Origin of the sequence: Kitasatospora sp. NPDC057738 (assembly GCF_042798815.1) — a bacterium.
Lineage (GTDB): Bacteria > Actinomycetota > Actinomycetes > Streptomycetales > Streptomycetaceae > Kitasatospora > Kitasatospora lactacystinica.
This window is the reverse complement of the sequence record NZ_JBHVJT010000004.1, coordinates 173,447-188,082: the sequence shown is the minus strand read 5'-3', so window position 1 is coordinate 188,082 and position 14,636 is coordinate 173,447. Positions and strand designations below refer to the sequence as shown.

Here is a 14,636-nt window from a genome sequence, read left to right as displayed (position 1 = left end):
TTGACAAGGATCCGCTTCCCCTGCTTCACGCCGCCTTGAAAAACCTCTCCCCCCCCCTCGCCTGCCCGGCACCCCACACCCCGAGAACATCCCCCGACGGGGGTCGCGGTGGACCGGTCCACCGCGACCCCCGTCGCATGTCCGCAGGTGCGCCCACCGAAGTTCCCGCACCGCCCGACGCCCCGTCATGCTTCGTTCATGCGCCGGTCGCCGGCCTTCGGGTGAATGAGGCCGCCCGCAGTTGTACAGCCAACTGCGCGAGCTCCCTTCTCCCAGCCTCCGTGACCAGCCGTACCCGGCCCCGGCGAACCGTCCCCCGGCGGCCCGGTCCCGGGCGGCGGACAGGACAACCGTGGCCGCAGGCAGCGCCCTGACGCTCAGTTCCTCCACCAACCCCACCGAAGGCGACCGGCTCACCTTCCAGTGGACCACCGACGCCCCCGACGCCAAGAACTGGGTCGGCATCTACGACGGCGGCCGCCAGCCCGGCAACGGCGGCTCGCTGCTGTGGAAGTACACCCCGGGCACCTCGGGCGACGTCCAGCTCGACACCTCCGCGCTGACCGGCGGCCCGTACACCGCCTACCTGCTCGCCAAGGACGGCTACGGCATCCTCGCCAGGACCGAGCCGTTCTCCTTCCGCCCCAAGCCCGCCGTCGTCCGCCCGCACGCCGCCGTGGACGCGTTCACCGCCACGCCCGTCGCCCCGGGCGCCGCCGTGACGGTCCGGCTCGGCGGCCTCTGGTCCCGCCCGGCCGGCAACCCGGCCGGCTCCGCCACCTACCGCAAGGTCGGCGGCCCGGCCTGGGCCTCCGTCAGCGCCGACGGCACGCTCACCGGCACCGCCCCCGCCGCCGGCAAGAACCCCGAGCCGGTGGTCGTCGGCGTCAAGGACAGCACGGGTGCCACCGACACCGTCACCGTCCTGGTCCCGGTGGCGGACCCGGCCGCACCGCTGCGCCTCAAGGCCGCCAGCTGGAACCTGCACGACGCGGGCTCGGCCCACACCGACGCGCTGGAGAAGCAGTTGCGCGTGGTCCTCGCCCAGGGCCTGGACGTGCTCGCCCTGCAGGAGACCGCGGGGGAGCGGGCCAGGACCCTGGCCGACGCCCTCGGCTGGTACGCCTACCAGAGCCCGGGCAGCGTCGGCATCCTCAGCCGCCACCCGCTCACCGACGTCACCGCCCCGACCGCCGAACTGCCCGCCGCCGCGGCCACCCTGCGACTGCCCGGCGGCCGCAGCGTCCGCTTCTGGGCCGCGCACCTGGACGAGGCGGGCTACGGCCCGTACGCCGTCCAGGACGGGCGGAGCGCCGCCGAGGTGGAGGCCGCCGAGAACGGCTCGCTGCGGCTGCGGCAGGCCCGGGCGCTGGCGGCCGCCGTCCGCACCGACATCGCCCGGCGCACCCCGGTGGTGCTGGCCGGCGCGCTCTCCTCGCCCTCGCACCGCGACTGGACGGCCGCCACCGCCGCCGCCCACCAGGGCGTCGGCGCGCTCGCCTGGCCGGTCACCGCGGCCCTCCAGGGGGCCGGACTGACCGACACCTTCCGCGAGGAGTGCCCCGACCCGGTCAAGGCCCCCGGCAACACCTGGTCGCCCACCCGCAAGCGGCGCGGCGACCGTCCGGAGCCGCAGGACCGCGTCGACTACGTCCAGTACGCGGGCCCGCTGAAGCTGGTCGAGGCGCACACCCTGGTCGCCGACTGGCCGCAGCCCGAGCCCGGCTCCGCCGCCAACGAGTGGCCCTCCGACACCGCCGCCGCGGTCGCCACCTTCCGGCTCTGAGCTCCCCGGCTCCCCACCCCCCCAGCTCCGAGAGGCCAGTTCGTCATGCCCGAGCTCTCCCGCCGCACCTTCGTCGGCGCCACCGCGGCCGCCGGCGCCACCGCCCTGACCGGTCTGGCGGCCACCCAGGCCGCCGCCGCCCCGGTCCCGGCCCCCGCCCCCGCCGCCGGTGCCAAGCCCGCCGCCCCGCTCACCGGGACCATCAAGGACGTCAGGCACGTCGTCGTCCTGATGCAGGAGAACCGTTCCTTCGACCACTACTTCGGCACCCTGGCCGGCGTCCGCGGCTTCGGCGACAAGCAGGCGCTCCAATTCCCGGACGGCACCGACGTCTTCCGCCAGCCCGACAGCCGGCGCGGCGACGGCGGCGCGATGCTGCCCTACCGGATGGACACCGCCAAGTACAACGCCCAGAACGCCGGCGGCCTCCCGCACGACTGGGCCACCGGCCACCAGGCCATCAACAACGGTGCGATGAACAAGTGGATCGCCGCCAAGGGCGAGCGCACCATGGGCTACTTCACCCGCGACGACATCCCCTACCAGTACGCCCTGGCCGACGCGTTCACCGTCTGCGACGCCTACTTCACCTCGCTGGCCGGCCCCACCGACCCCAACCGCCTCTACCTGTGGACCGGTACCGCCGGCCCCGGCCGGGACGGCACCACCGGCCCGTGGATCGACAACACCCCGGTCACCGACAACCCCGTCGCCGACTGGACCACCTACGCCGAGCGCCTGGAAGCGGCCGGCGTCAGCTGGCGCGTCTACCACAACCCCAGCAAGGACGACCGCACCGGCGACTACGACGACAACGCGCTCTCCTACTTCAAGCAGTTCCACGAGTTCCCGCACGACGACCCGCGGTACGTCAACGCGATGACGAAGTTCGACCCCGCCGACTTCGACCGCCACTGCAAGGACGGCACCCTGCCGACCGTCTCCTGGCTGGTCGCGCCCTACCTGTTCTCCGAGCACCCGGAGGCCGGTCCGGCCTACGGCGCGCACTGGGTCGACCAGGCCCTGCAGTCGCTGATGTCCAACCCGGAGGTCTGGCAGCACACCGTCTTCCTGGTGATGTACGACGAGAACGACGGCTACTTCGACCACATGGTCCCGCCCACCCCCGAGCCGGGCACCCCCGAGGAGTTCACCCAGGGACGGGCCATCGGCCTCGGCAACCGGGTGCCGCTCTGGGTGATCTCGCCCTGGTCGCGCGGCGGCTGGGTCAACTCCCAGGTCTTCGACCACACGTCGGTGCTGCGCTTCATGGAGCTGGTCACCGGGGTGGCCGAGCCCAACATCTCGGCCTGGCGCCGGGCCGTCTGCGGCGACCTCACCAGCTGCTTCGACTTCGCCGCCCCCGAGCACTCGATCCCGGCGCTGCCCGACACCAAGGCCCTGATGGCCAGGGCCGACGCGGGCACCAAGCTGCCCGGCGTCGCGCTGCCGGCGGTCGGCGCCCAGGCGATGCCGGTCCAGGAGCGCGGCGAACGCCCGCACCGGCCGCTTCCGTACCAGCCGTGGGCCGACGTCGAGGTGGACCGGAAGACCGGCAGGGTCACCTGCACGATGAGCAACGACGGCTCGGTGGCCTTCCCGTACACCGTCTACCCGAACATCCTGCTCCCCTTCGCCGGCACCCCGTACACCGTCGCCCCCGGAGCCACCGCCCGCTACGTCTGGGACGCCGCCGCCACCGGCGGCCGCTACGACTTCACCGTGCACGGCCCGGACGGCTTCGTCCGACGCTTCGCCGGCACCGTGGTGCGCGACGGCCAGGACGGCCAGAACGACATCGGCGTGCCGATCGTCACCGCCGACCTGCGCGGCAACCGCGGGCTCACCCTCCAGGTGGCCAACGACGGGATGACCGACGTGGCCTTCACCGCCGCGCCCAACGACTTCGCGGGCACCGCGCAGACCGTCCACGTCAAGCCCGGCAAGCAGGCCGACCTGGCCTGGCCGCTGGACAAGCAGGGCCGCTACGACGTCGTCGTGACCGCCCACACCGGTCAGCGCTTCGTCCAGCGCTACGCGGGCTGGGTGCACTGAGCCCCGGCCGGCCCGGCCGGGGGCGCCGATCCGGTGACCCCCGGCCGTGGCTCGGCCGCCGTGCCGGAGCCCGCCGTTACCGTCGGGCGCATGCAGAAGATCACCACCTTCCTCTGGTTCGACGACCGGGCCGAAGAGGCCGTCGCCTTCTACACCACCCTGTTCCCGGACTCCCGGGTCACCAGGACCAACCGGTACGGCGAGACCGGCCCCGGCCCGGCGGGCTCGGTGATGACCGTCGAGTTCGAGCTCGCCGGCCGCGAGTACACGGCCCTCAACGGCGGTCCGGCGTTCCACTTCACCGAGGCGATCTCGCTCCAGGTGGAGTGCGAGGACCAGCAGGAGGTCGACCGGCTCTGGGCGGAGCTCACCGCGGACGGCGGTCAGCCGGGTCCGTGCGGCTGGCTCAAGGACCGCTACGGCCTCTCCTGGCAGATCACCCCCCGGGTGCTGCTCGACCTGGTCGCGGGCGAGGACCGGGCCAAAGCGGACCGCGTCTTCGCGGCCATGCTGCGGATGCAGAAGATCGAGATCCAGCCGCTGCTCGACGCGGCGCAGGGGTGAGGCCGTGACCGCCTTCGGCCACCGCGGCATCACCTACCTGCGGGCCACCCCCGAGCGGGTCTGGCACGCGCTCACCAACGCCGACGAGTCCGGCCTCTACTGGGGCCACCGCAACGTCTCCACCTGGCTGCTCGGCGCGCCCTGGGAACACCAGCGGACCGACGGCTCCGGGACCGCCGACGTCATCGGCACCGTCGAGGCGGTCGACCGCCCGCACCTGCTGGTCACCACCTGGGCCGGCCCGCAGGAGCAGCACGCCGCCTTCCCCTCCCGGGTCACCTTCGAGCTCCAGGGCTGGCAGGACCTCACCCGGCTCACCGTCACCCACGTGGACCTCGCCGACGAGGCCGCCCGGGCGGACGCCGAACAGGGCTGGTCGGCGGTGCTCGCCAACCTCAAGACCTACCTGGAGACCGGCCACCCGCTGCCGCAGCAGCCCTGGCTGATGCCCTGACCCCTGCCCCCTGGCCCTGACCCTCGGCCCGTGGCGAACGGCGCCCGGCCGGGGCGTGTCCGCCACGGCGGAGCGCCCTACGCCGCCGGGCGCTCCGCGGTGGCGGACCGGCCGCCGCGGGCCCGCTCGCCGCGCAGCAGGCGGCGCAGCGCGGCGTAGCGGGAGAACCGCTCCCGGTTCGCCACCGAGGCCCGGTCCAGCTCCTCCATCAGCCGCCGGCTGCGGTGCTCCAGGTCCATCTCGTCCAGGATGCGGTCCACCTCGGCCAGTATCGAACCGTGCAACTGCCAGGCCTCCGGGTGCTCCTGGACCTTGCGCAGCAGCACCTGGGCGACGTTCTCCCGGCAGGCCCAGGCCGCCGCCAGCTCGGCGGTCAGCCTGTCCTCGGCCTCCTCCGCGTTGCGGCTCACCTGCGTGGTCACCAGCACCGCGTAGCTCACCATCGCGTCGCCCACGTGCGCCAGCAGCTCCTCCAGCCCCGACGCGACGTCCGGCGGGAAGAGCCGTTCACCGGGCGCGCGCCGCTTGGCCAGGTCGGTCAGCGAGCGGGCCAGCACCCGGATCACCACGACGCAGATCTCCAGGGTGTCCAGCCCGGTGCGCAGCACCAGCCGGGACAGCAGCCCCTCGCTGATCCGCGGGTTGAAGCGCAGGCTGTCCTCCGCCTGGCGCAGCGCCGCGTCCACGTCGGCGATCGCCTGGTCCAGCCGCCGGGCCTCGTGCAGCCGTTCGGCGGCCCGGGCCACCGGGGTGGGGCGGCCCAGTTCCTCGGAGATGTCCAGGAGCAGCTGGCGGGCCCGCCGGGCGAGGTCCTCGATCGACTCCCCGGCGGTGTCCACCCAGACCGGCGGCGCGAACAGCAGGTTGAACAGCAGGCCGACGGCGGCGCCGATGAGCGTCTCCAGCACCCGGTCCCAGGCCTGCGAGGCCAGCTTGGTCACGCCCAGGATCAGCATCGCGCTGATCGCGACCTCCTGGACGAACTCCTCGACCCGGACGAACCGGCCGACGACCAGCGAGGCCAGGATGATCAGCCCGAGGCTCCACCAGGAGAGCCCGACCACGGCGCTGAACCCGATCGCGATCAGCACCCCGACCACCACCGAGTTGACCCGGCGGATGCTGGTCTTCAGCGTCGAGTAGACGGTGACCTGGACGACCAGCAGCGCGGTCAGCGGCGCCGTCAGCGGGGCGGGCTCGCTGCTCAGCTGCGTCGCCACCGCGTAGGCGATGGTGGCCGCCACGGTGGCCCGGACGGTCTGGACCACGAAGGGTTCTCGGGCGCTGCGGCGGACCAGGTCCGCGAGGGACTCCGGGAGAAGGGCCATGTCGCCCTTCTTTCCCCGCATCCGCCGTTCACACCGCTCCCGGGGCACTCCGGCACCCGTACGCCCGCATCGGGCCGGCCGGCGCGCCGCCGGGGCCCGCTAGCTGTCGCGGTTGAAGCGCAGCTTCCAGGGGGCCAGCGCGGACTCGACCTGCACACCCATGCTCATCTTCGAGGCGCCCTCGATCCGCTCCTCGAAACGGATCGGCACCTCGCGGATCGACAGGCCCTGCTTGACGACCCGGTAGTTCATCTCGACCTGGAACGAGTAGCCGTTGCTCTGCACGGTCGGCAGGTCGATGGCGCGCAGGGCGCTCGCGCGCCAGGCCTTGAACCCGGCGGTGGCGTCCCTGACCCCGAGGCTCAGGATCGCGTTGACGTAGAAGTTCGCCCAGGCGGACAGCGCCTTGCGGTGCCAGGGCCACTCCTCGGCGGTCGAGCCGCCGGGGACGTAGCGCGAGCCCAGCACCACGGCGGTGTCGTCGGCGAGCAGCGTCTCGACCATCACGGGTATCACCGAGGCCGGGTGGGACAGGTCGGCGTCCATCTGCACCACCACGTCGGCGCCCTCGTCCAGGGCCTTGGCCATGCCGGCCAGGTAGGCGCGGCCGAGGCCGTCCTTCTCGGTGCGGTGCAGCACGCCCACGGTGCCGCCGGAGTCCGCGGCCAGCTTGTCGGCGATCTCGCCGGTGCCGTCGGGGGAGTTGTCGTCGACCACCAGCAGGTGCAGGTTGGGCACCGGAAGCTCCGCGAGCATGCCCGCGAGGACCGGGAGGTTCTCCCGCTCGTTGTACGTGGGGACGACCACAACGACCTTGGGGGAGGCCTCGACCATGTTCTGTTTCCCTCGTGCCTGCTCCGGATGGGACCGTGCGAGTCTATCCGGCGTGGCGGCCGGCTCCCGCCCCGGCCGGGGCGGAAACCCGTTCGACCGCGATGGGCCGATGTGGGAGGCTGCCGCCGCCCTTTCCGAACGCCGACCCGGAGCCCTCCTTGACGATTCGTCGCAGCACCGCTCTGCCCGTCACCGCCCTGGTCCTCGCACTGGCCACGCTGACCGGCTGCGGCGCCGACGGCGCCGCTCCGCCGAAGGCCGCCCCCACGGCCGGAGCGTCCGCCGGCGCCACCGCCGCACCGGCCGACGCCACGGGCGCACCGGCCGACGCGACCGGAGCCTTCGACCCCGCGGTCGCGATCGCCCACCGCGCCCGGGAGCCGTACGCCGCGACCCTTGAGATGACCGTCGAGAGGGGCGAGGGCGGAGAGAAGGAGCTGACCACCGTCACCGGCCGGTCGAACCACAACACTCCGGCCGAGGGATCCCGTACGGAGGCGAAGATGGTCCGCGGGTCCTCCGTCCTGGCCTGGGAGGAGAGGGTGATCATCGACCAGGCCGTCTACCGGCGGAACAAGGAGAACGGTGAGACCCGGTGGACGACTGATCAGAAGCCCCCGGCGAGCGCCGGGGTCGGCGCATACGACGACGACGGCTACGCCAAGGTCCTGCTGGACGCCGGGCCCGCCGCCCGCAAGGGCATGGAGACCGAGGCGGGCGTGCCGGTGTTCCACCTGAGCGCCCGGCTCTCACCGGCCGAGCTGCGCCGCGCGGACCCGAGCTACGGGGTCGGGCGGCAGAACGAGGGCACGGACGCGGCCGACTGCGAGCTGTGGATCGACCGGCTCGGCCGGACCGTCCGCAGCGAGCAGTCGGCGGTGGTCGCCGGCAAGCCGGTCGTGACGAAGGAACGCGTCTCGGACTTCGGCCCCGCGGAGACGTTCACCCCGCCGGCCACCGGCTGAGCCGCCCCCGCTACGCCGTGCCGTAGACGGCGGCGAGGTTGTCCTGGGCCGGGCGGGCCCGGCCGGCCGGGCCGGCGGCGAAGGCGCGCAGGACGTTCTCGGTGACCTGGCGGACCAGGTCCCCGGCGTGCGCGTCGATGCCGTGGTCGGCCCTGCCGCCGCCGGGGCCGCGGGCGTCCAGCGCCTCGACCCAGCGCATCGTCCCGGTGGCGAACACCCCGGCGCCGCCCGGCACGGTGCAGTAGGCGGTGTCGGAGTGGGAGCGGCGGCCGTCGCAGACCACGGGGGAGTGGGCGATCACCTCGATCGGGCGCGGGGTGGGGAAGCCGGTGTCCACCCGGTCGTACTCGACCCCGACCAGGTGCGGGAACGAGGCCCCGGCCGCGACGCCCGTTCCCTCGAAGGCCCAGTGCCCGGGCGAGGTGACCACGTACGGGGCGTCCACCGGGTAGCCGTCGTAGATGACGCCGAGCATCGAGCTCTCCGGGTCGGCGCCCGGGCCGGCCCGGAAGTCGGTGGTCGCCGGGGCGCCCGACAGGTGGCCCGGGTCCTGTGCCCAGGCGTCCTTGTAGCAGACCACCGTGCGGTCCGGCCCGAGGTCGGTCGGCTCGAACCGGACCCGGCGGAAGCAGCAGTTGGCGCCCAGGATCGCCAGGTTGGTCCCGGCGTCGCGGGCGGCGACCACGTTGGCCCGCTGCTCGGGCGACCAGTACTCGTCGTGGCCGAGCGACAGGACGGCGGCGGCCCCGGTCAGCAGGCCGGGCTCGCGGGCCACGTCGATGCCGGTGGTGTAGGCGAGCGGCAGGCCGAGCCGCTCGGCGAGGGCTACCAGGGGCGCCTCGTAGACCAGGAACAGCCCGGCGCCGTGGTCGTAGTCGTACGGACGGTCGAAGACGGCCTTCAGCGAGCGGGTGGCCAGGCCGCCGGTCGGGCCGTTGTAGAGGCTGTAGCCGCCCCACTCGTTGTAGGCCTGCCAGGTCGCCGGGGCGCTCATGATCACGGTCCTGCCGGCGGTGCTCGCCGAGCGGACGGTGAGCGGGACGTAGCGCCGGCCGGAACCGTCCTCGGCGTCCAGGCGCAGCAGGTAGGCGCCCTCGGGCCAGCCGGCGGTGTCCACCGCGAGGGTGCGCTGCCAGCCGGTCAGCACGGTGCGGGTCTCCGGGTCCACGTGCGGCGCGGCCTGCCGGCTGCCCGGGACGTGCTCGCGGCGCCAGACCAGCCGGGCGCGGGCGCCGTCGTACCAGCCCATCCGGTAGGCGGAGACGGTGAAGGCCGCGGCCGGGGTGGAGACGTGCAGGCCGAAGGGCTCGCCGGGCAGGACGCTGACCCGGTCGGCGAAGCCCGCGATGGCGTCGTCCGGGCCGGGGTCGGTGATCTCCCAGTCGGGGTTGCCGGGGCGGGAGCGCTCGCTCGTCGGCCCGGTGTGCCCGTCGGGGGCCGGGCTGCCGGGGGCGCTCGGGGCGGAGGAGGCCGCCGTGGCCGCCGCGGCGGACGGCTGCGCGGCGGCGGCCGGGGCCGGGGCCGGGCGGGGGTGGCCGCAGGAGGTGACGGCGGCCGCCATCAGGCCCAGGCCCAGAATCCTGCGCCGGCTCGGCTCCGCCACCGCGACCTCCGTGTTTCCTCGTGCGTGCCCGTGTCCGGGGCCGTGGGCGCGTCGACCCGGTCGGTGGCGGCGCGCTGGGGGCCGCCGGTCCGGTGGGTCGGCCGCGCGGACATCCTCGCGTGTTTCGCGAGGCCCGTGCGGGCCGCCGCGCCGGGCCGCAGCCGTCGCCGGGCTCCGTGGGGGCGCCACAGGGGCGCCGCGGGGCGCCGGCGAAGGCGGCCGGGGACGGCCCGCGACCGGGCAGGGCCGTACGGGCGCACCCGGGTGTGTCGACCGGCGCGGTCGCCCTGCCCCGGCGGGCCGGTCCCCTAGCCTGACCAGGCGCGCCGTCCGGCGGCCGCAGGGGGTCCGGAGCCGTCCGCGCCCGGCCGAGTCGTGGACAGGGGTGCACGTGGTTTCGTCGGGGTCGGCCGAAGCGGGGGCGGGGCAGGACTCCCGGCGCGGGCGGTTCCGGGCCTGGATGCTGGAGGGCCTGGCCGAAAAGGCCAAGCAGCACCCCGGCCCGCACGCCGAGGTTCCGCACGAGGAGGGCCGGCGCTGGTGGCGGGTCATGTGCCTGACCGGCCTGGACTACTTCTCCACGCTCGGCTACCAGCCCGGCATCGCCGCGCTCGCGGCCGGGCTGGTCTCGCCGCTGGCGACCATCGTGCTGGTGGCCGTCACCCTGCTGGGCGCGCTGCCGGTCTACCGGAGGGTGGCCCAGGAGAGCCCGCACGGCCAGGGTTCGATCGCGATGCTGGAACGGCTGCTGTCCTTCTGGCAGGGCAAGCTCTTCGTGCTCACCCTGCTGGGTTTCGCCGCCACCGACTTCATGATCACCATCACCCTGTCCGCCGCCGACGCCAGCGCGCACCTGGTGGAGAACCCGCACCTGCACGACGCGCTGACCGGCAAGCAGATCATGCTGACCATGATCATGATCGCGCTGCTCGGCGCCGTCTTCCTCAAGGGCTTCAGCGAGGCGATCGGCCTGGCCGTGGTGCTGGTCGCGGTGTACCTCTCGCTCAACGTCGTGGTGGTGGCCAACGGGCTGTGGCACGTGTTCAGCGAGCCGCAGCTGTTCACCGAGTGGACGGACGCGCTGACCGTGGAGCACGGCAACGCGATCGCGATGATCGGCGTCGCGCTGATCGTCTTCCCGAAGCTGGCGCTCGGCCTGTCCGGCTTCGAGACCGGCGTCGCCGTGATGCCGCACATCGAGGGCGACCCGGACGACACCGAGGAGAAGCCCACCGGCCGGATCCGCGGCGCCCGCAAGCTGCTGACCACCGCCGCCGCGATCATGAGCGTCTTCCTGATCACCACCAGCTTCATCACCACGCTGCTCATCCCGCCGGACCAGTTCGAGCCCGGCGGCCAGGCCAACGGTCGGGCGCTCGCCTTCCTCGCCCACGAGTACCTGGGCAGCACCTTCGGCAGCGTCTACGACCTCTCCACGATCGCCATCCTCTGGTTCGCCGGGGCCTCCGCGATGGCCGGGCTGCTCAACCTGATGCCGCGCTACCTGCCCCGCTACGGCATGGCCCCGCACTGGGCCCGCGCGGTGCGGCCGACCGTCGTCGTGCTCACCCTGATCGCCTTCCTGGTGACCTGGATCTTCGACGCCAACGTGGACGCCCAGGGCGGCGCCTACGCGACCGGCGTGCTGGTGCTGATCAGCTCCGCCGCCATCGCCGTCACCATCGCCGCCCACAAGGCCGGGCAGCGCCGCTGGCGGGCCGGCTTCGCGGTGATCGCCGCGGTGTTCCTCTACACCACGGCGGTGAACATCGCCGAGCGGCCGGACGGGGTCAAGATCGGCGCCTGCTTCATCGCGGGCATCATGCTGGTCTCGTTCCTCTCCCGGCTCAAGCGCGCCTTCGAACTGCGCGTCACCGACGTGGTGCTGGACGACGTCGCGGAACGGTTCGTCCGGGACTACACCCACCGCCCGCTGCGGCTGATCGCCAACGAACCGAACAGCCGCGACCTCGCCGAGTACCGTGACAAGATCCACCAGATCCGGCGGGACAACGACATCCCGGCCGAGGACGACCTGGTCTTCGTCGAGGTCACCGTGCTCGACCCGTCCGACTTCGAGGCCGAACTGACCGTGCGCGGCGAGGTGCTGCACGACCGCTACCGGGTGCTCACCCTGGAGAGCTCCAGCGTGCCCAACGCCCTGGCGGCCCTGCTGCTCCGGGTGCGCGACCTCACCGGGCAGCAGCCGCACATCTACTTCGAATGGACCGAGGGCAACCCGTTCGCCCAGTTCCTGCGGTTCTTCCTGTTCGGACAGGGCGAGATCGCCCCGGTCACCCGCGAGGTGCTGCGCGAGGCCGAGCCGGACCGCTCACGCCGGCCGGCCGTCCACGTGGGCTGAACGGCCCGGCCGACGGCGGCCCGCACGGCGCGTGACCGGGCCCTCTCGGCTTCGGGACGGAACGGCGCGTCGGCCGCTCAGCGGTTCTGGTGGGATCTGCTCCACGCGGGGGCGACGAAGGCCACCAGGGCCACGGCGAAGACGATCTGCAGGATGTGGCGGATCCAGTCGATCCCCGAGGTGTGGCGGACACCGATCCAGCCGGAGACGGCGTTGCCGAGCCAGGCCCCGGCGGCGCCGAGCAGCATGGTCAGCCACCAGGGGATCGACTGCGGTCCGCGCAGGATGAGTTTGGCGATCACGCCCAGCACGAAGCCGATGAGCAGAATCCACAGGAGCTGGAACATCGCAGTCCACCTTCCGGGCGCACCCGGGCCGACGGCCCGGTGCGCCGAATCGCCGATGACGCGGTTCGTCCCATGATCACCCGGATCGGGCGAACGGGCACGTCGACCGGGGACCGCGCAGGTCGGCGGCGTGCCACCGGGCCGCTCCCGGCCGGGACGGGAGAGAACCCGCCGCAGGTCGGGCCGGAAATCCGCTGTCCGCCGTCGCGGCCGCACGGATAGGAATGGGCGGGACGCGGACGTGCCGCGTCGCCGAGAGGAGCCGACCCCCGTGATTCGACTTCGTTCCGCCGCGCTGACCATGGGCTGCGCCGCCGCCGCGCTCACCCTCACCATGGGGACGGCCCAGGCCGCGCCCGGCGACACCAGCACCAGCTGCTCCTCCTCGCTGACGCCGACCGGCTTCGTGGACGTCCAGTGGTGGAACAGCGCCGGCTGCGGCTCCGGGTTCACCCCGAACACCAAGAAGATCATGCAGCTCACCGGCTACCCGGTCGGCACCGTCGTCAACGCCTGCGCCTCCACCTGGCCGCCGGCCGGCTGGACGATCGTGAGCACCTTCTACAGCTCCGGCTGTCAGTACTCCGCGGTGCCGAGCCTGGAGAAGAACTCCTGGCAGCTCAAGCGCGTCTCCTGACGCCGACGCACGACCCGGCGCCGACGCGCGATCCGGCGCCGGGGCCCGAACCCGGCCGGGACCTCAGAGGTCCCGGACCGCCGCGACGGCCTCGCGGACCCGCGGGTGCGGATCCTCCGCCAGGCCGTCCAGCAGTTCGGCGACGCCCGGGGTGGACCAGCGGCCGACGGCCCGAACCAGGTCCTCGCGCACCTCCGGGGCCGGATGGGAGGCCAGCCGGGCGAGCCGGTCCACCGGGCCGCGCCGGCGCAGTCCGAACCAGTGCAGCGCGGAGCGCAGTTCGGCCGGGTCGCCCGGTTCGCCGGCCGCCGCGATCCGCGCGAGCAGCACGGGCACGGGCGGCGGCGGGCCGTCCAGCGGGTGCGGGTGGCGCTCGCGCAGCCGGCGGCCGCCGTACTCGCCGTAGATCCGGCAGCCCTGACAGGTGCAGGGCCGGGTGCCGTGGGCGCCCGGCACGTAGCGCCAGCCGGTGACCTGCGGCACGGCGCGGACCCGGTGCACCTCGCGGGCGCCCACCGCGCGCGGCAGGAACACCTCCCAGCCGCGCGGGTCGGCCAGTGCGCCGATCCGCCGGACCGCCTCGGCCGCGCGCAGCGGCTGCTGGACGCCCCGGGCCCGGTCGCGGTAGTGGCCGGCCAGGACCTCCTGCTCGTCGTCCAGCCGGAGGTGCACCGCGACCAGCGCGCCCTTGGGGCCGAACCGGGCCAGCTCGCGCAGCCACTGGTGGGTCAGCGTGTACGAGGGCAGCACGGGGAAGCAGTACACCCCGCGCGCGCCGCCCTGGCCCCGGCTGTCGGCGCGGATCCCGGCGCGGCGGATGCGCGGCGCGTTCGCCGCGGCGGTCAGGTGCACGAACATCGCCATGGGGCGCGATCCTAGCGAGCGACCGTCGGCGCTCCGAGCGATTTTCCGGGTGCCACCGCCGGGCGGGCAGGCGGCCCGGCGGTCCGGGGAGGCCCCGCGGGTCAGGCGGTGTCCGCACGCGTCAGGCGGTGTCCGCGCGGCGCTCGATCAGGGCGGCCAGTCCGTCCAGGATGCGCTCCAGGCCGAACTCCAGCGCCTGGTCGCGGCCGCCCGGATCGGCCATGGCGGCGGCGACCGCGGGGAAGCGGTCGGCGTGCTCCCGGACCACGGTGCCGAGGGCGGCGAGGAGTTCGGCCTCGGGGGTGGCGGCCGACCCGGCGGCGCGGGCCTGCGCGGCGATCCCGCGTACGTGCCCGGTGAGCAGGACGGCGGCGTCCATCCGTTCGGGGCCGGTCAGCCCGTGGCCGTCGAGTGCCGTCACCACCCCTTCCAGCCAGGAGAGTTCCTTCGGGCCGATGACCCGCGCGCCGACGGTGGCGTCCAGCAGCCACGGGTGGCGGGCGAAGGACTCGGCCAAGTGGTGGGCCCAGGCGGTGAGTTGATCCCGCCAGTCGGCCCCCTCCGAGGCGTCCGGGGGCGCGTCGACGGCCGACTCGACCATCAGGGCGATCAGTTCGGCCTTGCCGGGGACGTAGCGGTAGAGCGACATCTTGGTGAAGTCGAGCAGTCCGGCCACCTTCTGCATGGAGACCGAGGCGAGTCCCTCCGCGTCGGCGACCTCGACCCCGGCCGCGGCGATCCGCTCCAGGCTCAGGGCCGGCTTCGGCCCCCGGGTGGGTCTGGCCGGCGGCCCCCAGAGCAGTCGCACCGTGTCGTTCGCCGCCTCGGCCATCATCC

General features: G+C 74.0%; 13 protein-coding genes. 7 read left to right on the top strand and 6 right to left on the bottom strand.

The window, feature by feature from the left end; genetic code table 11:
- The first annotated feature begins 352 nt into the window (after positions 1 to 352).
- The 4 genes from ACFVGO_RS03980 (at position 353) to ACFVGO_RS03965 (ending at position 4,859) form a co-directional block, all read left to right on the top strand.
- Complete coding sequence (locus ACFVGO_RS03980) at positions 353 to 1,786, top strand: endonuclease/exonuclease/phosphatase family protein (RefSeq protein WP_380351604.1); 1,434 nt, start codon at positions 353 to 355, stop codon at positions 1,784 to 1,786.
- Positions 1,787 to 1,831: 45 nt separating this feature from the next.
- On the top strand, positions 1,832 to 3,841 hold the full coding sequence (locus ACFVGO_RS03975; RefSeq protein WP_380630790.1) for a phosphocholine-specific phospholipase C: 2,010 nt from the start codon (positions 1,832 to 1,834) through the stop codon (positions 3,839 to 3,841).
- 90 nt (positions 3,842 to 3,931) lie between these two features.
- Positions 3,932 to 4,405 carry a VOC family protein gene (locus ACFVGO_RS03970; RefSeq protein ID WP_359903924.1) on the top strand — a complete coding sequence of 158 codons (474 nt, stop codon included), beginning with the start codon at positions 3,932 to 3,934 and terminating at the stop codon, positions 4,403 to 4,405.
- Positions 4,406 to 4,409: 4 nt separating this feature from the next.
- The gene (locus tag ACFVGO_RS03965) at positions 4,410 to 4,859 is read left to right on the top strand and encodes an SRPBCC domain-containing protein (protein WP_380351600.1); all 450 of its coding nucleotides are present in this window, start codon (positions 4,410 to 4,412) and stop codon (positions 4,857 to 4,859) included.
- A gap of 77 nt (positions 4,860 to 4,936) precedes the next feature.
- Here the strand turns inward: ACFVGO_RS03965 and ACFVGO_RS03960 are convergent, their stop codons facing one another.
- Positions 4,937 to 6,187 carry an aromatic acid exporter family protein gene (locus ACFVGO_RS03960; RefSeq protein WP_359903930.1) on the bottom strand — a complete coding sequence of 417 codons (1,251 nt, stop codon included), beginning with the start codon at positions 6,185 to 6,187 and terminating at the stop codon, positions 4,937 to 4,939.
- Positions 6,188 to 6,286: 99 nt separating this feature from the next.
- A complete protein-coding gene (locus tag ACFVGO_RS03955) occupies positions 6,287 to 7,021 on the bottom strand; it encodes a polyprenol monophosphomannose synthase (RefSeq protein WP_359903933.1) in 735 nt (244 codons plus the stop codon).
- A gap of 158 nt (positions 7,022 to 7,179) precedes the next feature.
- On the opposite strand from ACFVGO_RS03955, the gene ACFVGO_RS03950 reads away from it, so the two are divergent.
- Positions 7,180 to 7,986 carry a hypothetical protein gene (locus tag ACFVGO_RS03950; protein WP_380630789.1) on the top strand — a complete coding sequence of 269 codons (807 nt, stop codon included), beginning with the start codon at positions 7,180 to 7,182 and terminating at the stop codon, positions 7,984 to 7,986.
- Positions 7,987 to 7,996: 10 nt separating this feature from the next.
- On the opposite strand, the gene ACFVGO_RS03945 is transcribed toward ACFVGO_RS03950, so the two are convergent.
- On the bottom strand, positions 7,997 to 9,589 hold the full coding sequence (locus ACFVGO_RS03945; protein WP_380351597.1) for a N,N-dimethylformamidase beta subunit family domain-containing protein: 1,593 nt from the start codon (positions 9,587 to 9,589) through the stop codon (positions 7,997 to 7,999).
- 460 nt (positions 9,590 to 10,049) lie between these two features.
- On the opposite strand from ACFVGO_RS03945, the gene ACFVGO_RS03940 reads away from it, so the two are divergent.
- A complete protein-coding gene (locus ACFVGO_RS03940) occupies positions 10,050 to 11,951 on the top strand; it encodes an amino acid transporter (protein ID WP_359904117.1) in 1,902 nt (633 codons plus the stop codon).
- A 77-nt stretch (positions 11,952 to 12,028) separates the two neighbouring features.
- Here the strand turns inward: ACFVGO_RS03940 and ACFVGO_RS03935 are convergent, their stop codons facing one another.
- Positions 12,029 to 12,298 (bottom strand): GlsB/YeaQ/YmgE family stress response membrane protein, encoded by a 270-nt coding sequence (locus ACFVGO_RS03935; RefSeq protein WP_359903939.1) that lies wholly within the window; start codon positions 12,296 to 12,298, stop codon positions 12,029 to 12,031.
- Between the two features lie 271 nt (positions 12,299 to 12,569).
- Between ACFVGO_RS03935 and ACFVGO_RS03930 the strand changes: the two genes are divergently transcribed.
- Positions 12,570 to 12,935, top strand: coding sequence for a hypothetical protein (locus ACFVGO_RS03930; RefSeq protein ID WP_380630788.1), 366 nt, complete (start codon positions 12,570 to 12,572; stop codon positions 12,933 to 12,935).
- A 63-nt stretch (positions 12,936 to 12,998) separates the two neighbouring features.
- Here ACFVGO_RS03930 and ACFVGO_RS03925 read toward each other — a convergent pair whose 3' ends face one another.
- Positions 12,999 to 13,799: a HEAT repeat domain-containing protein gene (locus tag ACFVGO_RS03925; RefSeq protein ID WP_359903945.1), complete on the bottom strand. Its 801-nt coding sequence runs from the start codon at positions 13,797 to 13,799 to the stop codon at positions 12,999 to 13,001.
- 121 nt (positions 13,800 to 13,920) lie between these two features.
- Positions 13,921 to 14,634: a TetR/AcrR family transcriptional regulator gene (locus ACFVGO_RS03920; RefSeq protein WP_359903948.1), complete on the bottom strand. Its 714-nt coding sequence runs from the start codon at positions 14,632 to 14,634 to the stop codon at positions 13,921 to 13,923.
- Positions 14,635 to 14,636 lie beyond the last annotated feature (2 nt).